The sequence below is a fragment of the Acinetobacter sp. YH12072 genome (assembly GCF_013419565.1).
Classification (GTDB): Bacteria; Pseudomonadota; Gammaproteobacteria; order Pseudomonadales; family Moraxellaceae; genus Acinetobacter.
In genome coordinates, this window is sequence record NZ_VOZV01000001.1 from 42103 (window position 1) to 61430 (window position 19328).

Below are 19328 nucleotides of genomic sequence, written 5' to 3' on the forward strand. Positions count from 1 at the left end.
TTAGGTCTCGCGTGACGGTCACAATTAAGTTTGAGCGCCCTTCTTGGCGGCACAACGTAAGAAGCATTAGCTATGAAAGAAATATTAAAAAATTTAGTTGAAACGACAACGCTTCCTGAAGACAGTTATCTTGATCAAGATGCAGAAATTCTTGAAATTTTTGTCGAGGAAATCGAAGAGATTTTCGTTGAGTTAAATGCTTTATTTCCAGAATGGTTGAGTGATCCGGCTCATCAGGAAAACCTGAAAACCATTCGCCGCCATTTTCATACCCTGAAAGGTTCAGGCCGTATGGTGGGGGCTAAATCTGCGGGTGAAATTGCATGGGCAGTGGAAGATACCTTAAACCGGGTACTTTCAGGTTCGATCCAGTTAACGCCTACGATTCAACAGTATGCCAAAGCTGTACTGAATATTTACCAGTTTACTTTATATCCAAAATTCAAACAGGTGCAGGAACTCGATGTTGACCTGCGCCCAGTCGTGCTTTTAGGTCAGCAATTACAACAACAAATGACACCTGAACCGGCTTTAGAAGAACTCTTGCAACTGGCAGACAGTCTGACTGCCGAAGGCCAGATCACAGGTCTTGAGCTAGGTGATTCGGCTGAAGATCAAGATACAACTGCAGCAATAGAAATAAGCACAACAGAATTTGAGCTTGAAGAAGCTGATAGTGAAGATGCTGCACGTAGTGATGTAGAAGAAACCGTGGCGATCTTTATCGAGGAAGCGGAAGAGCATCTCGAAACGATTGCCAAGTTCCTGCGTAGCGAAAATGAAAAAGTGCAGGATTATAATGCATTGATTCGTGCTATTCATACTTTGCGCGGCAGTTCGTCCATGGCACAGATCGAAGAAATCTTCGAGGCCAGCTCTAAAGTAGAACATCTGTTTAAAACACTGCTTCAGGATGAAATTGCATCCACCTCAAAAGAAACTGCTGTATTAATTCAGTATGCTGAATTTGTCAGCGACTATCTGCATTTGTTACGTCAGGGTGATAGCAGCAAACTGGCAGCAGTGTATGCGACTTTTGAGCGTGTCTGGAATGATTATGGCTTCGCAGCCACTGAAACGGAAACAGTTGAAACCCAAGGTCTGGTGACCAAGCTGGTTGAACTGGAGATTGACCTGTTACTGGATGCCGAGTTTGAATTCGATAAACGCGCTAAAGTCGATTATCCAGAATATATTCAGGCTTTAAGCGAGCAGGCTGCCGAGCTGCTTGCACATACAGATAACCGTGCCGCACTGGGTATTCATGAGTTTACGACAGATTTAAAATCTGCTTATGATGCCTTGCTGGAAAAACCGGTACTGCTGAATAGTGATTATGCTTATGAGCTGTTTGCCCAGGCACATCAGGAATTCATTCATTTATTCGATACCCTAGCAGCAGGCCAGCGTGTCATTCTGAATGATGATACGCAAAAAACCTTGAGTGAACTGGCTGCATTTGTACAGCAGGACCTGGAAATCTTTGCCGAAGACAATGTCCCTGCTGAACAAGTATCAGAAGAAATTTCTATTCCTGAAGCTGCAACCACAGCCAGCATTGACTTTTCTGCTTTAAGCCAGCGTATTGCCTCTGACCGCCAGTACATCGACAGCGCAGAAACTCAGCGTGATTTCGATGAGGATCTACTGAATATCTTCCTGGAAGAAGCGGATGAATTACTGGTAGGTATTGATGAAGATCTGAATACCTGGAGTAAAAAGCAGGATGATACGACTTCACTGAATAACCTGATGCGTCACTTGCACACCTTAAAAGGTGGTGCAAACATGATTACCGCTTCTCATATCGGTTCGATCTCGCACGAACTGGAAAGTATTTATGAGCGAATCATCCGTCAGCAGATCGCTGTTACTCCAGCGCTGATTCAAATCATTCGTCTGGTGCAAGATAACGTTTCTGACCGTATCCAGTCGATCCGTGATGAAGGTATCGATTATCCGGCTGTTGAAGCAATTTCGATTCTGCAAAATATTCAGGCATTGGTGGCTGGTCAAGCTGTTGCAGCTCCGGTAGAAACATCGATTCCTGTTGTCGAGTTTGAATATGCAGAAGCTAGTGCTGATTCCGAACAAACAGCGGATGAAGCATCGGAAGAGATTGCATTAGAAGATACAAGTTCAGATCTAGAACCGGCCCTAAACTTAGAAGATGAACAAGTTGAGCTGACTGAAACAGAAACTTTGACTGAGCCAGTTGAAATTGTAGCAGAAGAGCGCTCTGAAGAAGATGAACTGAAGTCAATTGTTGAAGAAACCTTCCTGGAAGAATCAGAAGAGATTCTCGACAATACCGAAAAACTGCTGAACCAATGGTTTGATCAGCGTAGTGACCGTAGCTTATTGCTTCAATTACAACGTGCTGCCCACAGTATCAAGGGTGGTGCGCGCATGGTTGAAAACGAAAAGGTGGCCAGCATTGCGTATGAACTGGAAACCACATTCGAACAGTTTGCGGTATATCACTTTAACTCGAATGCTTATGATGGCCTGCTGCAAAAAACACTGGCTTGGTTAAGACAAGCGATCTTCCAGCATGACTATAGCAATTTTGAACAGATCCAAAGCAGCCTGAAAAAGATTGCTTATGTGGATGTTACTGCGCAGCTGCCGGAACGTCTGGCTAAAACAGAAACGCTGGTCACAGAAAATAGCTTCGAGTTTGTCGAAGGTGATGGTACTGAGCCACCACGTATGATGGGTGAGTGGATCGATACCGGTAATACCGATACCAGCCATGAAATGATCCGTATCTCTGCTGATCTGGTTGAGAAGATGATCGACCTGTCAGGCGAGAATGCAATTAACCGTTCGCGTATCGAGATGGATTTGGGTCAGCTCGGCAATACTCTGAACGAGATGGAACTGGCGATCAAGCGTCTGGCGGACCAGTTGCGCCGAATGGAAGGCGAGCTAGAATCTCAAATTATTGCCAAACACGGTTCAGAAAACTCGCGTTATGCAGACTTTGACCCACTGGAAATGGACCAATATTCGTCCCTGAATCAGTTGTCCAAGTCGTTAGCGGAATCTGCTTCGGACTTGGTTGACTTCAAGAGCACTCTATCTGACAAGATTCGTGAAACTGAAGGTTTGTTATTGCAACAATCACGGATTCAGGCCGAGATTCAGGAAAGCCTGATGCGTACTCGTCTGGTACCGTTTGACCGGATGTTGCCACGTTTACAACGTATCGTACGTCAGACTTCTACGACTTTGAACCGTCCAGCTGAATTGATTGTTCAGAACAGTGAAGGTGAATTAGACCGTAATATTCTGGAACGTCTGGTAACGCCATTCGAGCATATGCTACGTAATGCGATTGACCATGGTCTGGAAGATACAGCAGATCGAATTGCCCTGAATAAACCAGAAGTCGGTTCAATCCTGTTAAATATCAGCCGTCAGGGTACAGATGTCATCGTCTCATTTAGTGATGATGGTAAAGGTATCGATGCTGAGAAGATTCGTGAGAAAGCACTGAGCCAAGGCCTGATCAAAGAAGATCAGACACTGGATTCGGAAGAGCTATTGCAATTCATTTTTCACCCGGGCTTTAGTACCGCTAAATCTGTAACCCAGATTTCTGGTCGTGGTGTGGGTCTGGATGTAGTACAAAGCGAGATCAAGTCGCTGGGCGGTCACGTATCTGTCAGCTCTGAAGTCGGCAAAGGCACAACCTTCACCATTCGCGTACCGACGACTGTAGCGGTCAGCGATGCCTTGATGGTAAAAGTGGGCGATCAGCAATACGCCGTTTCTCTGGCGCAAATCGACCGTATTGTACGTATTGCACCATCTACTCTGGAAACTTACTTCAACAGTAAAGACGATTTCTTCAAGATTGATGGCGTTAATTACAAATTGCGTTACCTGTCTGAGTTCGTATCGAATCAGCCAATTCCTCGTCTGAACAACGTAGCGCATTCACTGCCAGTATTGCTGATTAAAGGCAACAGTGGTCAAACCATTGCCTTACTTGTGGATCAGTTAGTAGGTTCACGTGCACAGATCGTGGTGAAACCAATCGGCCATCAGTTCGCCAATATTGGTGTAGTCACTGGTGCGACGATTCTTGGTGATGGTCAGGTTTGTCTGATTCTGGATGGTCAGAATATTGCCCGTCAGATCCATGGTACGCAGCGTGTGAAACACATGCAGGATCAACGCGATGGTTCACGTTCTGGCAATGCTCGCCGTCTGGTAATGATCGTGGATGACTCGGTGACTGTACGTAAGGTGACCTCGCGTCTGCTTGAGCGTCAGGGTTATGATATTGTCACCGCCAAAGATGGTGTAGATGCGATTGAGCAGCTTGAAAATGTCCGTCCGGATCTGATGCTGCTGGATATTGAAATGCCGCGTATGGATGGTTTTGAGGTCACGAACCTGGTTCGTCACCACGATATTCACCGTGACCTGCCAATCATCATGATTACTTCACGTACTGGTGAAAAACACCGTGAACGTGCTTTCAGTCTGGGCGTAACCCACTACATGGGCAAACCGTTCCAGGAAGCTGAATTACTGGCGAATATTCAACAGTTAATTGCTGAAAAACAGGGGTCATAAATGAGTCAGAATACGACTAATGCCAAAATGGCTGATCAGATAAGTCAGCAGGAACTTCAGCATTTAATTACGGTATCTACCGGATTTATTGATGCTTATATTATTGACTGTCACGGCAAAGATCCAATGCTGTTACCACAAAATATTGTCCTGTCTGCACTGGATAGTGATACCCAGGTTAAAGTGGTTGAGTGGCATGATGCGCAATTACCGGTTTATGCAGTTAATGATCCTACACGTAAAAGTGGTGTGGCGCTGGTGATTGAAGGAGATGAGGTGCATCAGCGTTTTGCCCTGATGTGTAATGAAATGCCGAAAACCATTCGTCTGCGTATTTCTGAAGTCGTCGATGCTGATCAGCAAGTGACTGACCCCGCAGTATTCCAGTATGTGCGTATGGGGGATCAGTTATTTCACATCCCGCAAATGGGTTATATTCAGTCTTCAATTGGCTTGTAATTCATTACAAAGCACATAAAAAAAGGAACTCTTCTGAGTTCCTTTTTTTACATCTGGTGATTAATTGGCTAACAGGTTCACCAGAATCTGCTCATAAATTTCAGCCAGTGGTTCAAGGTCTGCAATATCGACATGCTCATTAATTTGATGGATTGTGGCATTCAGTACACCGAGTTCTAGGACTTGTGCACCGGTAGGCGCAATAAAGCGACCATCTGAGGTGCCGCCTGAAGTTGATAATTCAGTTTCAGTACCAGTCACAGTTAAAATGGCATCTTTAGCGGCATTCACCAGCTCACCAACGGGTGTCAGGAATGGCAGGCCAGATAAAGTCCATGAAATATCATAGTCCACACCATGACGATCCAGAATTTCAAGCATACGTGCCTTTAGTTCTTCAGCAGTCACTTCAGTTGAATAACGCCAGTTGCAGAGCAGGTTCATCGTACCTGGAACAACGTTGGTTGCACCGGTACCGGCATTGATATTTGAAATCTGGAAAGACGTCGCAGGGAAGTATTCATTGCCATTATCCCAGACTGTTTCGCACAGTTCGGCAATGGCTTTAGATGCTGTATGAATTGGATTCACTGCTAAGTGTGGATAAGCCACATGACCTTGTTTGCCTTTTACAGTCAAGTTGGCATTCAATGAACCACGACGGCCATTTTTGACAATATCACCCAGTTTGTTGGTACTTGATGGTTCACCTACCAGACACCAGGTAATTTTCTCATTACGGGCTTCCAGAGTTTCAATCACTTTTACCGTACCATTGATCGATGGACCTTCTTCATCTGAAGTGATTAGATAGGCAATTGAACCTTTATGATTCGGATATTTTTCGACAAAACGTTCAGTGGCCACCACCATTGCAGCCAAAGCCGTTTTCATGTCGGCGCTACCACGGCCATAAAGCTTGCCATCACGAATTTCTGGCGCAAATGGGTCAGAGTTCCAGGCATCCAGGTTGCCGGTTGGCACAACATCGGTATGGCCAGCAAAACAGAAAACCGGGCCTTCAGTACCTTTACGCGCCCAAATATTATCAACATCTTCAAAGCGCATTGATTCAATATTGAAACCCACCTTCTTCAAACGTTCTGCCATGATATTCTGGCAGTCATGATCAATAGGGGTCACAGAAGGCTGACGTAATAATTGCAGGCTTAAATCAAGAGTCGCGGAAGATGTCATATGGTGAATTCATAAGTCGATAAATTTGTCGGCTCTATGATAGGCGAATATGGCCTGTAATGTGAATGTTCCGCATAAAAAAACCCTATCTGAGATAGGGTTTGTGGAGAAGCTAGAAAGAGTTTAGTTTTGACGGATTTCTTCAGAAGTTTTTTCTGCAGTGCCTGTTACAGCTTCGCCTGCTTTAGAAACGTCTTTACCCACACCTTTGACAGTGTTACAGCCAGTTAAAACAAAAGCCATTACCAATGAAGCAGCAAGAATTTTTTTCATCATCATCTCCGTATTATCGATAATAAAATTATTATGATGTGGAACTAAGATTAGAAAATATACGACATAAAAAATATGTGGTTTTCATAGTGCTTCGGTTAATAAATGTAATGTTTTAAAAGGGTTTATGCGAAGGAAAGGGCAGCAGAAGCGGGCTGCGATACATATAAAAATCCTCTTGATCAGCCTTTTTATAAAGTCCATTTGTCCACCAATAGGGACTTGAACTGCTGATCTGCGCATTAGGATAAATCCATTCATGACGTTGCAAACGATAGAAATTAGCCGCTGGGTCGGGAATCTGCTGACCCCATAAGCCTATGCGACGTTGGGTATTGACCCAGTCAGGTAAGGTCTGATCGGCACGATGCACTGGAAGATAAAGCTGGCCTTTTAACATGCAGAAACGCTGCTCAATCTGCTGATCCAGAGCCTCATCAAACTGAAACTGTTTCTGGGTAAAATGCTTCATTTTACGGATTAAAGTATCGGTGCGGTTTAGGCCATACCAGTTTGGCAGGCTAAAATCGGCTTCTGCGAGGTAGTATTTCAGCGCCACTTCCCAATGTTCAGTCAGACCAGCCTCTGTATTGAATAACAGAAAATCCAGTTCACCCAGTGTTTTAGCGCCGTCAATTTTCTGAATGCTATGACCTAAAAGCTTATAAGGATGATAGGCATCATCCAGCAGCCAGAACCAGACCAGCATTTCAAAGCGCAAACCCAGCCGGGTGCTTTTAAGCTGCTGCACGAATTGCTCCAGCTCTTCTGGATGCCGGTCCAGATATTTCAGACGTGGATGATAATTTTGCAGGTGATGTTGCCAAGTCTCAGAATCATGTAAGTCAAAAGCATGGACGACTTCAAGTTCGTCTGGAATTTGAGACAGAAGGTTTGGACTACCGACAGCAAATGCCAGTTGCCGCACCAAAGGATGCTGATAATATTGCCATGCTTCTACAAGATGATGATTTAGACTGGAAAAGGGCATAGCACATCCTGTGAAAAGTGCACAAATACAACGGACAGATTTTAAAAACACTTTATACTACCCCTAATTTTGTGGGTAGGACCGATTTATGAAAATATTGTTTTGGCGAAGCCTGGTCGTACTGTTTGTCGTACTGGGTTTTATCGGCGCAATCTTGCCCGGCATGCCAACTACAGTATTTTTAATTCTGGCGGCTTGGGCGGCATCCAAAGGCTGGCCACAGATGGATGCATGGCTGCTGAATCATCCAAAATATGGTCCGACTTTAAGAGCCTGGCGTGCCAATGGTACTGTGCCACGCAAGGCCAAATGGCTGGCCAGTATCATGATGTTCATCAGTGGCATTATCATGTTATTTACGACAGCACCGCTGGCAGTCAAAATCTTTACTGATGTGACCATGCTGATTGTGGCGATCTGGTTATGGCGTCGACCCGAACCAGTTCAGGACATAATCCATCCAGAACACATGGCCACAAAGAAAGTAGAACTAGAAACTATCAAGACAGAGAAAGAGAAGTCATGAGCCATTTGCAGCTGGATCAGGCAGAAATCCTGATTGATCTCGCCCAACAAAAACTATATTTGCCAAAATATAATAAGCAGTACCTGATTTCTACGGGTAAGAATGGCATAGGTGAAGCAGAAAATAGTGGCAAGACGCCTCGTGGATGGCATAAAGTCGCTGAAAAGTTTGGCCAGCAGACACCTTTAAATAGTGTGTTTATTGCCCGTCAAGCGACAGGTGAAATTTATAATGCAGAACTGGCACAGCAATTCCCGCAGCGAGACTGGATTCTCAGCCGGATCTTATGGCTAAGTGGGCTTGAAGAAGGTTTTAACCAGGGCGAGGGTTGTGATACTTACCAACGTTATATCTATATTCATGGTACGCCTGATTCTGAGCCGATGGGTATTGCAATGTCACATGGCTGTATCCGCATGCGGAATACGGATGTGGCCGAGCTGTTTGAACTGGTGAATGAAGATGCACTGGTCTATATTTCAGAACAGCCGCTGAATCTGACTGTTTAAATGACTTAAATGACATAAGAAAATTTGTGGATGATTTAAAATTAATTGAAATATCTTCTATTTAAATAAGGGAAAGTAGATGAGGTCATCGATCATCTATGTACTCTACTTTTATAGACAAATAGACTTAGAAACAGGAGTTATAGCCCGCCAATAAAAGTCATCGATTTGTTTTTAGAGGGCTGCAAGCTTTTAAAATAAAGATTACAGGATCACAACGTTGCGGTGAGCTGGGCTTTGTATAATCTTTCAGCAATACTGAAGTCTGTTGCATGTTCTGGTCTCAATTTTCATGAGTAAAACCGTAAAAATTCGGCTTTTAGTTTCAGAGAGTGTCCTTAGAAAATCGGTATAGACTTAAAAAATAAACAAAAAGTGTTGTTTTTTTTAACAATCAACCTATTTTTTAATCACTCACACCGAAAAAGCAGAAAACAGTCAGAAAAGCGTTTGACAGTCTGTGAAGATTCTCTATAATGCACCTCATCAAGCGATGAAGTCGATTTGAAAGGGCGCTTAGCTCAGTTGGTAGAGCGTCTGCCTTACAAGCAGAATGTCGGCGGTTCGATCCCGTCAGCGCCCACCAAGCTTCTTTCAAAGTTGAGACACTTATAGTGCAGCGGTAGTTCAGTTGGTTAGAATACCGGCCTGTCACGCCGGGGGTCGCGGGTTCGAGTCCCGTCCGCTGCGCCACTTTAAGTTCTTGATAAATCGTTTGCCACAATAGCGACATTGTGTAAGTGCAGCGGTAGTTCAGTTGGTTAGAATACCGGCCTGTCACGCCGGGGGTCGCGGGTTCGAGTCCCGTCCGCTGCGCCATTTACATGATAGACCTTTTGAGGGCGCTTAGCTCAGTTGGTAGAGCGTCTGCCTTACAAGCAGAATGTCGGCGGTTCGATCCCGTCAGCGCCCACCAGATTTTTTGTGATGCAGCGGTAGTTCAGTTGGTTAGAATACCGGCCTGTCACGCCGGGGGTCGCGGGTTCGAGTCCCGTCCGCTGCGCCATCCTAAGAATCAAACAGTTTGACCCTTTAAGGGCGCTTAGCTCAGTTGGTAGAGCGTCTGCCTTACAAGCAGAATGTCGGCGGTTCGATCCCGTCAGCGCCCACCATATCTTCTAAAGATATACGCGATGCAGCGGTAGTTCAGTTGGTTAGAATACCGGCCTGTCACGCCGGGGGTCGCGGGTTCGAGTCCCGTCCGCTGCGCCATTTTTCATTCCCTGATGTGAAAAATGTGTTTCAAAATCCAAGACTACGCGCTCCGTTTGTCTTGCATCATAAAAAATAACGATGTTATTTTTTACTCTTCAGGGCGCTTAGCTCAGTTGGTAGAGCGTCTGCCTTACAAGCAGAATGTCGGCGGTTCGATCCCGTCAGCGCCCACCATATCTTTCTTGCCTAAATCCTGAATATTTCATAGAATTCGAAGTCTATAATAATTTGAAGATTTCAGACTATGAGAAATCCATATCAGCGCAAGGCAGCGATCAAATCGCAAAATACCGCCTACGATCCGCTACAAGTTTATAAAAATTTTATTGAAGCTATTGTTGCCCAAGGTGGCATTTTTGCACTTTACCAAGAGGGCTGGGCTTTATGTGCCACGCCGACAGGACAGCGTGCTTTCGCGACCTGGCAAAGCAAAGGTCTGGCCAGACTACTCATTAAAGATAACTGGGCCAATTACCAGATTCAGGAAATTACCCTCAAAGATTTTGTTGAAAAGGTCATTCCTTTCTTACGTCAGGAAAGCACTATTGTGTCATTGGATCTGACACCGGAAGGGCAGAATATTCTGGTTGCGCCTGAAAAACTTTTGCTGGATCTTAAAAACTACCTGTATCAGGTCTATGTACAGAAACCTGAACTATTCAAAAATCCAGCGATCCCTTCGCCAAGGCATATCCGTTTAAATTAATTTAGTGTTTAAGTCACTTATTTAAATAGTGAATATTCATTGAGCAGCCAGCCACTCAAAAAGGCAAAATATTCTCTTAACCAGAAGTTATAGCGCAGATAAAGAGGAGTGCTGGCACTCAAACTAATCACTTGCGGATAGCCTTGGTATCTGGCAATGGCGCGTGCACGGGGACTATGAAAATCACTGGTTGCAATCGCAATCGGATCATTTTGACTTATATTTTGTTGTTCCAATATCACTTGAGAATACATCAGGTTTTGAGCAGTACTTCTGCTTCGATCTTCAAGTTGGATAGGATTGATGAGTTCTGGGTAGGTGGTGTGGATATAGTGTTGCATGACTTCAGCCTCACTTTGCCTTTCCCGATAATTACGCCCACCTGTCATAATCATTAAAGCATCTGGATAGTGTGCGGCATATTTAGCTGCAATATCCAGACGGCTTTTTAAGATGGGTGACGGCTGTCCATTCGTAATCCCGCTGCCTAAAACCAGAATAGCGGCAGGAGACTGTGTAGATTCATTTGAATGAATGGACATCTGGATATAAGCGAAAAAAACAGCAACACTGATCATCCAGAGTAGAAATCCGGCCCAGAGGCTATTCCAGAACCAGATTCTAAATCTGGAATGCTGTTTCCAGCGCTGAATGCCTGAAAAGAGCAGAGTATACAGGATCAGTGCTACGCTAATGAAAATTGGCAAAAGAACACCGAAATGTCTTTGTCCCTGACTTATTAACCAGAGGCTGTTTATGCCAAGGATCAAACCAAAGATCAGGCTGAGACTTCGTTTAAGTTGGCTGGATATTTGGATACTCATATTTTTATTAATCTTTTTATCTTTTCTTCTATCTTATTAATAAAAAACCGGGCATGAAGCCCGGTCTTTTATAGATCAGCTGATCTTAATATACATCACGACGATAACGACCATCCAGACGTAATTGATCTACTGTGCTTTCACCGAGAATTTCAATCAGAGCCTGATCGACATCGCTGGCCATGCCATTAATGCTACCACACACATAAATCACGGCGCCTTGAGCGACCCAGAGTTTCAATTCTTCAGCTTGCTCACGCAATTTATGATGCACATAAACTTTTTCCTGCTGGTCACGAGAGAAAGCAAGGTCCAGTCGTTTTAATGTACCCATTTGCAGCCAGGCCTGAATGGTTTCTTCAAAGAAGAAATCATGGGCACGCTGACGTTCACCAAAGATGAGCCAGTTCTGAGTATAGTCCTGACGGTTACGCGCACTCAGCAAGCTCATCAAACCTGCGATCCCCGTACCATTACCAATACAGATAATCGGACGGTTATCTGCAATCAGATGGAAAGATTCATTCTTGCGAATACGCAGGGCAATCGGTGAATTTAGGGCAGTATGCTGTGTTAACCAGCCTGAGCCCAGACCTAACTGGCCTTGTGCATCAGATTGCTGACGCACGACCAGACGTAGCACTTGCTGACTTGGAATACTGGCGATTGAATATTCACGTGTAGCAAGAGTTGGTAATTGCTGTAACAGCTCATCTACTGAATCAAAAGGATCAACCTGAGTCAAATCACGATTCCAAAGTGCCTGTTCGATACTTTGCTTCAGAGAAGGCACTTGTGTACCCGCGGCAATACGGTATTTCTCCATAAATGCACGGATACGTTCAGGGCTGTTTCCTGGCTGGATTTCGGCAATATCACCTGCCTGCCAGACGGCTTCATGCTGTGGAACCAGTTCAATATTGAACGCAGGCGCACCAAGACTGTCTGGATTCAGCAATTCACGTTTGCTCAAAGTCCATTGATCGAAGGTTTTATCGATACCCATGTCCTGCAATTCAAACTGGGTCACATGGGCAAGGGCATTGGTCCATTGCTGGATATGCTCATTATTGGCATTATCCACTTCAATGGTCTTGAAGAGCTGCTTGGCACCATTCTGTTGTAACCACTGGTCAATACGATGACCGAAGCTGCAATAGGTGTCCGGATATTCCTGAGAGCCTAGGGCCAAAACTGCATAATTGAGATGGCTGAGATCTGCTTTGGCAGACAGAATTTTCTTTTCAAAAGAGGAGGCCAGGTCAGGTGCTTCACCTGTGCCATAAGTACTGGCTACAAATAGAACCTGTTCTGCTTGTTGCAGATCTTCAAGGCTTAGTTGCTGTACTGCTTTAACGCTGACAGGTTGACGTGCTTCCTGTAAGGCAGTGGCTGTGCGCCATGCCAGTTGTTCAGAGACACCTGTTTGTGAGGCATACGTAATCAGCCAAGGCTTGGTATTTGGATCCAGAGGCAGGGCAGTTGCGCCTTGGCGTGCAGCCAGAGTAAGTTTTTTCTGCTTGCGACGTTTCAGATAGAGCATCCAGCCAGTCACGAAGAACAATGGCATTAATAATGCAGCAATCATGACCAGGAACTGGTACACAGGACCAAAGAAGCTGCCACGGTGCACCGGTAACATGCTGCTCATGATTTTTTCATTGAGCTTTTTATCTTCATAGAGCTGGACTTCGGTAAATTCAGCACTGCGATAATTATAAGTCGCATTGTTGCGGGCACGTTCATGCTGTGCCACATGGTCAACAAAACTCAACTGCATTTCACCATCCGGTTTTTTCGGCAGGTTAAATGTCACAGTCGAATATTTGCCTGCAAATTGTGTACTGAAGCCAGCCCAGCTTTGATCCAGTGCACGTGAAATACTTTCTGGACTCATGCCAGCTTCTTCACGGCCTTCACCACGTTGTCCGCGTTCACCACGAGGACCACGTTCGCCTTCTGAACGACCTTCGGCACGCATTTCACTTTCACCGCGAGGTCCACGCTCACCACCTTGGCGACCTTCACCTCGCATTTCACCATCGCCACGTTGTCCGCGTTCACCACGTGGCCCACCTTCGCCGCGACCGCCATTGGCCTGCATTTCTGGTTGTGGACGTTCTACGCCCAGAACTTTATACATACCATCACGCCACCAGCCATAAGACCAGGTAAGACCGGTACAAGCCAGAATCAGGTAGAAAATTACCACCCAGGTACCCACCACTGCATGCAGATCCCAGATAAAGTTACGGCCTTTCAGTTGCGGCTTCACTGCCAGCCATTGCTTGATCGAATGACGTTTTGGCCAGCGTAAATACAGGCCAGACAAGACGAAAAAGATCAGCATCAGGGTACAGGCACCGGTAATCTGCTTACCGACGGGTCCTACAGTCAAATTACGATGTAGTTGCTGTACAAACTGGAAGAATTCACGGCCTTTAATTTCAGGTAAGACTTCAGCCGTATAGGGGTTGACCATCATGTTATAACCACGACGTGCTCCCTCTTTTACAATATTGACCGTACTGGATGCACTTGGATCCTGTGCCACGGTAATACTGTTAATTTTCATTTCAGGGTTTTGGGTCTGGAAATGTTGATACAGTTGGGCAGGGCTAAGCTTGTCTCGCTCTTGAACCTGTACAGTATAACTGTCGCTATTCATCCATTTTAAGATTTGCGGCTCATAAGAATAAATAGCACCCGTGACTCCCATAATTGAGAGAATCAAACCTGCAGTAATCCCCAGAAACCAGTGGATTTGGAAAAATGTCTTTTTAAACATGATGGTCAGATTTATGGTGGTATGTGTAAAAGTAGGCAAATTATAACTGAAGAATTAGAACAAATTATAGATTATGATGATAATATTTATTCTCATTATCATTTGTGTCGATGAGTCGTATAAAAGATAGACATAAAAAAACCTCCATGTCGAAACAGGAGGTCTTTCAAAACCGGGATGTGTCTTAGATTTCTTTTGGCGCGCCCACTTCTTCTTGCAGATGCTTGCGAATGGTCGCGAAAGAGAAGTTTTTACTGTCTAAACGTTTAGGCAGGATATAAGCACCTTGCTGACCTTTGACTTTAAAATTGATCAGCATGAATTCTGGCGTGTTATACCATTCATAGATGTCTTTCCAGCCAATAGCACCCACACCTTCCTGCATGCCCATTTTCTGGCGCATCACGATACCATGTGGCTGTACGCCCAGACGGATACCTTTAATTTCCTGTACCGGAAATTCATTCATCTTGCGTTTAATATACCATTCCAGACCGAAAGTACGAATCAGGTAATACAGGACTACACAGACAATCGCCACCCAGCAGATGACTGTTGAGTAGTTCTTGATCAGGATAATTCCCAAAATAGACAAGGCAACAATAGCACCCATGATCAGCCAGGCTTTCATGCCAATTTTATTGGTACTACGCCAGATCATCAGCTGAGCATGACGCTGCTCAGCTTCTGAAATTTCATAGTTCACAGGCTGTAAGGTATAAGCGTATAAATTTTTCGCGGTCATAATGAAATTAACAGATTTAAAACTGTAAAAAGTTTAGCATTAATTGTGCTGATTCAGTGAGTATATTGTTCCAAAATCGGCCAAATTATAATGAAGCCAATTCAGTGGCCTGTTCATCACGTTCGTGACTTAAACTTTGCTTTAACTGACTCAATTGCTTCAAGATACTAAACATTAAAGACAACTGTTGCAAAATGATCAATGGTTTCTGGTCTTCTTCCTGCTGTTGTGACAGACGCTGACGGATATTCTGGATCATATTCTGGGTACTTAGGTCAGGGACTTCATCATAAAGCAGGGCACCACGAATATTTTCTAGGGCTTGGTCTAGCAAGTCCAGCACATCCTGATCCTGAATTTTTTCACGATGCGCACCCAGCGCGGCAATATAACTGATAAAAGTATGATTCAGGCACAGGAACTCAAAAGCCTGTGATTTTTGCACCGGATCAAAATCAGGTTCAGTGGCCAAAGTCGAAATCAGGGAAGCAACTTCAGCATCCGTATTATGAGCTGCACGACGTACCACGCGGTAGGTCAGACCATTATTTCGTCCAGACTTATACTGTTCAATCACTTCACTCAAGTAGTCACATTCTGCCTGCAGACTACGGCTAATGCTGCGTGGCAAGCGACGGAATTTCCAGTCTGGAAAGATAAAGCTCACACCAAACCAGGCAATCGCACAGCCAATCAGGGTATCAATCATACGTGGAATAGCTGCGGCAAAGCCCATACCGTCCAGGTTAAAGTTGATCAGGGCCAGAATGGTAATAAAGGCAGTGGCCTGTGCATACTGTTTACTGCGTAATTCAAAGAACAGAATCCCACTCAAAATCAGCAGCAATAATTGTCCTTCAACAGAAGGAATAAAGTACAGAATGGCATATCCCAAAAGAATACCTGCCAGAGTCCCGACAATACGTAAACGTAAGCGGCGCTTGGTAGCATTAAAGTTAGGCTGGCTGACGAATAGAGCGGTCAGCAGGATCCAGTAACCATACTGAATATCGGTCAGCTGGACAAAGATATAGCTGATCAGCAGCACAATCGACAGACGAATGGCATGACGGAACAACACCGATTCAGGTGTCAGATGCTGCTTGACCCGAATCTTGATATCTTCCCAGCCTTTCAGGTCGTCATCTTTGAGCTGGTTTTCAATATGTTTAGCACGATCAAATTTGATATTACGTTCAGTTTCCAGGTTGCGTAACTGCGCATCAATGGATTTCAGGTTCTGGAATAAGGCAAATAGGGCATTGATCCAGACCTGATCATACTGCTGTTCTGTACGCAATTTTTCCAGGGACAATCTCAGGTTTTCAAAGGCATGTTTGAAGCGTTTATTATGTTTATAGGTTTTGCGCTGCTGAATGCTTTCACTCAGGTCTTTACAGGCTTTGCCCTGAATCGACAGGATGCGCTGAAAACGGAACAAAACGTCGCTGTGTTCAAAAATCTTGGCCAGTTTCTGATAATCAATATGCGCAGAATCGGCACGCTCGTGAATATCTTGTGCCACAAAATAATATTGCAGGCTACGACGAGTATCTTTCTGACCCCGGTCACCTTTCAGGCGGGTCAAAAGGACAGTCTTCATTTCATTAAAAATTGAAATCAGTTTGCCATTTTCCAGTGACAGCTCGATCATACTTTGCTGATAACTTTTTGCAGTCATATCGACATCGAACAGATTCGACTTGGCATAGAGGAAATCACCCAATGAGGCATAGCATTTGGCCAGATTATCCTGTGCACGTCGCGCAGGAAACAGTAGAAAGCTGAGGGTCGACAAAAAGCCATACCAGACCGCACCAATCAGCAGCAAGCTTGCCTGCTGATACCATCCATCAAAAAGTTCAACCCCCAGCATGGAATAGACAGAAATCACCAGACAGCCATAGGAAATCGTGGCATAACGTCGACCAAGCGAGCCAAGCAGAATCAGGACAATACAAGAAACAATGAGGGCAGAAGCAAACAGCAGGGGATAAGGAAATAACAGATAGACTGCCACTGCGGTAATGAAGAAGCCTAAATAGGTATAGAACAGATTCAGGATACGTACGGAAAAGCGGTCATCAATATCGCTTAAACCTGCGGCCACCACCCCAAGGGTGAGTGGAATAGTCATTAACTGCTGTCCCATGAAATAGGGAACGAAGGCAGTTCCTGCAAAAGCGATCAGCATACGCAGGTTATACATCAGGGTCGTATTATAGGTCGCGTGCTTAAGACGATTGAGCCAAGATTTCAACGGTGATCCTTTCTCTTGCAGTCTCTGCTGCAAAGCTGAATATACATATGAGAAAAAGTATATTTATAACTTTTAATTTCCATGTAAATCATACTATGCGCTATGTTAATTTGTCTGCCTACTACGCATTAAAATCTTTAATTACATGAACTCCAATACGACAGCACCACGGCCTTATGCCATGTCCTGGATTATTTTGCTGGCTTCACTGACTGCACTTGGTCCTTTATCTATTGATATGTATCTCTCTGCCTTGCCAGAAATGGCAGCGGATTTTGGTGTCAGCACCCAGATGGTCTCCAATAGCCTGCCAGCTTATTTCCTTGGACTAGCGGTTGGGCAGTTGCTATATGGCCCGATCAGTGACCGGATTGGACGTAAGCCACCGCTTTATTTTGGATTGTGCCTATATATTCTGGCCAGCCTGTTATGTATGTTTGCACAGAATGAATGGAGCCTGATTGCAGCACGGGTATTACAAGCCTTAGGAGGATGTGTAGGAGTCGTGGTTGCCCGAGCAACCATTCGTGATCGGCTGGATATGCAGGCGGCTGCACAGGCCTTTGCCAGCATGATGATTGTAACGACCATTGCACCGATTATTGCGCCAAGTCTCGGCGCATGGGTACTGATGTTCTTTGAGTGGAATATTATTTTCTTGGTGCTGATGGGCTGTGGCTTGTTTAGTCTGGTCTGTGTGCATTTTTTCTTTCAGGAAACCTTGCCCTCGGAACGCCGTCTTAAACTGAATTTGCAACAGGTATTGAGTTTATACCGAACCATTTTTCAGGATGAAAGTTTCAGACGACCGATGCTGGTGGGCTGTTTTTCTGGGGCGGTGATGTTCTGCTATATCAGCGCTTCTTCAGCCATTCTGATGGATCATTATCATCTGACCGAGCAGCAGTTTGCTTATGCTTTCGGGGGGAATGCCGTTGGAATCATGCTGTTCTCGACCCTGAATAAGCATCTGGCTCAATATCTTTCAGTATTAAGTCGTTTAAAACTAGGTGCTTCTTTACAGGGAATCGGTGTCCTGGCTTTACTGGTTTTAGGCTATCTGAATATTGAATCTGTTGTCCTAGTTATGGCGGCCTTATTTGTCGTTGTGGCCTCGATTGGTTTTGTGGGACCGAATGCGATGGCGCTGGCCATGGCAGAGCAGGGCGCGCGTGCGGGAACCGCCAGTGCGATCATGGGCAGTATGCAATTTGCCTGCGGTTTGTTGGGTGGGGTTTTGCTGAACTTTATGCTGTGGGATGCTTTATTCAATATGGCCTTGGTAATGGCGATCTTTGTAGTTATAGCCTTTAGATCTGTATTGAAATTAGAACTGCCTAGAGTTAAACAGAAATAAGGAGCTGCAAGAACTCTATATCTCTGTCAGACAATCCAAGCAGCTCAAAGTTGATGCTTGGATCATGGCTTATCAAATCTTATTCATCTACAAAAACGGCAAATTCCTCTACCGGGACACGTGGGGTGATAAAGGTATTTACGATATGGTCTGGATCTGCATAGCCTAGTGACATGCCACAGACCAGCTCTTCATCTTCACCTGCTCCCAGTACATCTAGCACAATGCTATGAAAATGATTCCAGGCAGCCTGCGGACAGGTATCCAGACCACGTGCCTTGGCAGCCAGCATCACGTTTTGAATCATCATGGAAATATCCATTTTTGAACCTACGCCCAAATCTTTATGTAAGGTGAAGAATAGCCCCACTGGTGCATCAAACAGTTCAAAATTACGCAGGTTCTGGCGCGCCATTTTTTCTTTTTCGCCTTTCTGGATATTCAGCAAACCATATAAGCCCCAGCCATTTTCACGGCGTCGGTCGATATAAGGAGAGAACCATTGTTCGGGATAATAGGCAAAGGTTTCTTTATATTGCTCGGCCAGTGCCGGATTCTGGTAAAGCTCCATTTGCGCCTGACAGACACGCTGCACCAGCTCATCACGCTTTTTCCCTGTCAGCACATATACTTTCCATGGCTGAGTATTGGTCCCTGAAGGGGCGCGGCTGGCCACAGTCAAAATGTCTTTGAGCATGCCGGTACTGACCGGCGTATCCAGAAAAGCACGAACTGAATGACGGGAAGTAATGGTTTGATCTACAGCATGAACGAGGTTTTGATCCATTCTAATTTCCAATCTCATATCCTTAATGATGGTGAACTGACTATAAACCAAACAAACTCTGTCGGGCAGGGGGAATTTTAGTTTCACAGTGAATTATGATG

The 19328-nt window shown here is 44.9% G+C and carries 14 protein-coding genes and 8 tRNA genes; 14 read left to right on the forward strand and 8 right to left on the reverse strand.

The features are described from left to right. Positions 1–72 precede the first annotated feature (72 nt). Both FTU19_RS00195 and FTU19_RS00200 read left to right on the forward strand, forming a co-directional pair. Positions 73–4590 carry an Hpt domain-containing protein gene (locus FTU19_RS00195; RefSeq protein ID WP_180129812.1) on the forward strand — a complete coding sequence of 1506 codons (4518 nt, stop codon included), beginning with the start codon at positions 73–75 and terminating at the stop codon, positions 4588–4590. After that, positions 4591–5049, forward strand: coding sequence for a hypothetical protein (locus tag FTU19_RS00200; protein WP_004784978.1), 459 nt, complete (start codon positions 4591–4593; stop codon positions 5047–5049). A gap of 60 nt (positions 5050–5109) precedes the next feature. Here FTU19_RS00200 and dapE read toward each other — a convergent pair whose 3' ends face one another. The 3 genes from dapE to FTU19_RS00215 all read right to left on the reverse strand — a co-directional run bounded on the left by dapE (position 5110) and on the right by FTU19_RS00215 (position 7510). Further along, positions 5110–6246, reverse strand: a complete 1137-nt coding sequence (dapE, locus tag FTU19_RS00205) for a succinyl-diaminopimelate desuccinylase (RefSeq protein ID WP_004784977.1) — start codon at positions 6244–6246, stop codon at positions 5110–5112. A gap of 123 nt (positions 6247–6369) precedes the next feature. Continuing rightward, complete coding sequence (locus FTU19_RS00210; RefSeq protein WP_004784975.1) at positions 6370–6519, reverse strand: entericidin A/B family lipoprotein; 150 nt, start codon at positions 6517–6519, stop codon at positions 6370–6372. A 115-nt stretch (positions 6520–6634) separates the two neighbouring features. After that, positions 6635–7510 (reverse strand): DUF1853 family protein, encoded by an 876-nt coding sequence (locus FTU19_RS00215; protein WP_180129815.1) that lies wholly within the window; start codon positions 7508–7510, stop codon positions 6635–6637. Between the two features lie 88 nt (positions 7511–7598). Here FTU19_RS00215 and FTU19_RS00220 point away from each other — a divergent pair, with 88 nt between their 5' ends. From FTU19_RS00220 to FTU19_RS00270, 11 genes are all read left to right on the forward strand, one after another. Beyond that, positions 7599–8036, forward strand: coding sequence for a YbaN family protein (locus FTU19_RS00220; RefSeq protein ID WP_125278257.1), 438 nt, complete (start codon positions 7599–7601; stop codon positions 8034–8036). Beyond that, on the forward strand, positions 8033–8545 hold the full coding sequence (gene elsL, locus FTU19_RS00225; protein ID WP_159123377.1) for a cell wall-recycling L,D-carboxypeptidase ElsL: 513 nt from the start codon (positions 8033–8035) through the stop codon (positions 8543–8545). Before FTU19_RS00220 ends, elsL begins: the two co-directional genes overlap by 4 nt. Positions 8546–9055: 510 nt before the next feature. Further along, positions 9056–9131 (forward strand) — tRNA-Val (locus FTU19_RS00230). A gap of 30 nt (positions 9132–9161) precedes the next feature. Further along, positions 9162–9238: transfer RNA gene (locus FTU19_RS00235), tRNA-Asp, on the forward strand. Between the two features lie 49 nt (positions 9239–9287). Further along, positions 9288–9364: transfer RNA gene (locus FTU19_RS00240), tRNA-Asp, on the forward strand. Between the two features lie 21 nt (positions 9365–9385). Next, positions 9386–9461: transfer RNA gene (locus FTU19_RS00245), tRNA-Val, on the forward strand. 13 nt (positions 9462–9474) lie between these two features. Continuing rightward, positions 9475–9551 (forward strand) — tRNA-Asp (locus tag FTU19_RS00250). A gap of 30 nt (positions 9552–9581) precedes the next feature. Continuing rightward, positions 9582–9657: transfer RNA gene (locus FTU19_RS00255), tRNA-Val, on the forward strand. Between the two features lie 23 nt (positions 9658–9680). Beyond that, positions 9681–9757: transfer RNA gene (locus tag FTU19_RS00260), tRNA-Asp, on the forward strand. A gap of 101 nt (positions 9758–9858) precedes the next feature. Then, positions 9859–9934: transfer RNA gene (locus FTU19_RS00265), tRNA-Val, on the forward strand. 70 nt (positions 9935–10004) lie between these two features. Next, positions 10005–10466: a DUF2750 domain-containing protein gene (locus tag FTU19_RS00270; protein WP_004784968.1), complete on the forward strand. Its 462-nt coding sequence runs from the start codon at positions 10005–10007 to the stop codon at positions 10464–10466. Between the two features lie 17 nt (positions 10467–10483). On the opposite strand, the gene FTU19_RS00275 is transcribed toward FTU19_RS00270, so the two are convergent. The 4 genes from FTU19_RS00275 to yccS all read right to left on the reverse strand — a co-directional run bounded on the left by FTU19_RS00275 (position 10484) and on the right by yccS (position 17083). Continuing rightward, positions 10484–11278: a YdcF family protein gene (locus FTU19_RS00275; protein ID WP_180129944.1), complete on the reverse strand. Its 795-nt coding sequence runs from the start codon at positions 11276–11278 to the stop codon at positions 10484–10486. A gap of 97 nt (positions 11279–11375) precedes the next feature. Continuing rightward, complete coding sequence (locus FTU19_RS00280) at positions 11376–14078, reverse strand: sulfite reductase flavoprotein subunit alpha (protein ID WP_180129817.1); 2703 nt, start codon at positions 14076–14078, stop codon at positions 11376–11378. Positions 14079–14262: 184 nt separating this feature from the next. Next, positions 14263–14823: a YcxB family protein gene (locus FTU19_RS00285; protein WP_180129820.1), complete on the reverse strand. Its 561-nt coding sequence runs from the start codon at positions 14821–14823 to the stop codon at positions 14263–14265. A gap of 85 nt (positions 14824–14908) precedes the next feature. After that, a complete protein-coding gene (gene yccS / locus FTU19_RS00290; protein ID WP_159123379.1) occupies positions 14909–17083 on the reverse strand; it encodes a YccS family putative transporter in 2175 nt (724 codons plus the stop codon). Between the two features lie 145 nt (positions 17084–17228). Between yccS and FTU19_RS00295 the strand changes: the two genes are divergently transcribed. Next, positions 17229–18440 (forward strand): multidrug effflux MFS transporter, encoded by a 1212-nt coding sequence (locus tag FTU19_RS00295; protein WP_180129822.1) that lies wholly within the window; start codon positions 17229–17231, stop codon positions 18438–18440. Positions 18441–18519: 79 nt separating this feature from the next. Here the strand turns inward: FTU19_RS00295 and FTU19_RS00300 are convergent, their stop codons facing one another. Beyond that, a complete protein-coding gene (locus FTU19_RS00300) occupies positions 18520–19227 on the reverse strand; it encodes a nitroreductase (RefSeq protein WP_180014575.1) in 708 nt (235 codons plus the stop codon). Positions 19228–19328 lie beyond the last annotated feature (101 nt).

Bases quoted from the DNA above. Each gene is read 5' to 3' on its own strand.
- FTU19_RS00270 (WP_004784968.1), top strand. From the start codon at position 10,005: ATGAGAAATCCATATCAGCGCAAGGCAGCGATCAAATCGCAAAATACC.
- dapE (WP_004784977.1), bottom strand. From the start codon at position 6,246: ATGACATCTTCCGCGACTCTTGATTTAAGCCTGCAATTATTACGTCAG.
- FTU19_RS00295 (WP_180129822.1), top strand. From the start codon at position 17,229: ATGAACTCCAATACGACAGCACCACGGCCTTATGCCATGTCCTGGATT.
- FTU19_RS00200 (WP_004784978.1), top strand. From the start codon at position 4,591: ATGAGTCAGAATACGACTAATGCCAAAATGGCTGATCAGATAAGTCAG.
- FTU19_RS00285 (WP_180129820.1), bottom strand. From the start codon at position 14,823: ATGACCGCGAAAAATTTATACGCTTATACCTTACAGCCTGTGAACTAT.
- FTU19_RS00220 (WP_125278257.1), top strand. From the start codon at position 7,599: ATGAAAATATTGTTTTGGCGAAGCCTGGTCGTACTGTTTGTCGTACTG.
- FTU19_RS00195 (WP_180129812.1), top strand. From the start codon at position 73: ATGAAAGAAATATTAAAAAATTTAGTTGAAACGACAACGCTTCCTGAA.
- elsL (WP_159123377.1), top strand. From the start codon at position 8,033: ATGAGCCATTTGCAGCTGGATCAGGCAGAAATCCTGATTGATCTCGCC.
- FTU19_RS00215 (WP_180129815.1), bottom strand. From the start codon at position 7,510: ATGCCCTTTTCCAGTCTAAATCATCATCTTGTAGAAGCATGGCAATAT.
- FTU19_RS00280 (WP_180129817.1), bottom strand. From the start codon at position 14,078: ATGTTTAAAAAGACATTTTTCCAAATCCACTGGTTTCTGGGGATTACT.
- FTU19_RS00300 (WP_180014575.1), bottom strand. From the start codon at position 19,227: ATGGATCAAAACCTCGTTCATGCTGTAGATCAAACCATTACTTCCCGT.
- FTU19_RS00210 (WP_004784975.1), bottom strand. From the start codon at position 6,519: ATGAAAAAAATTCTTGCTGCTTCATTGGTAATGGCTTTTGTTTTAACT.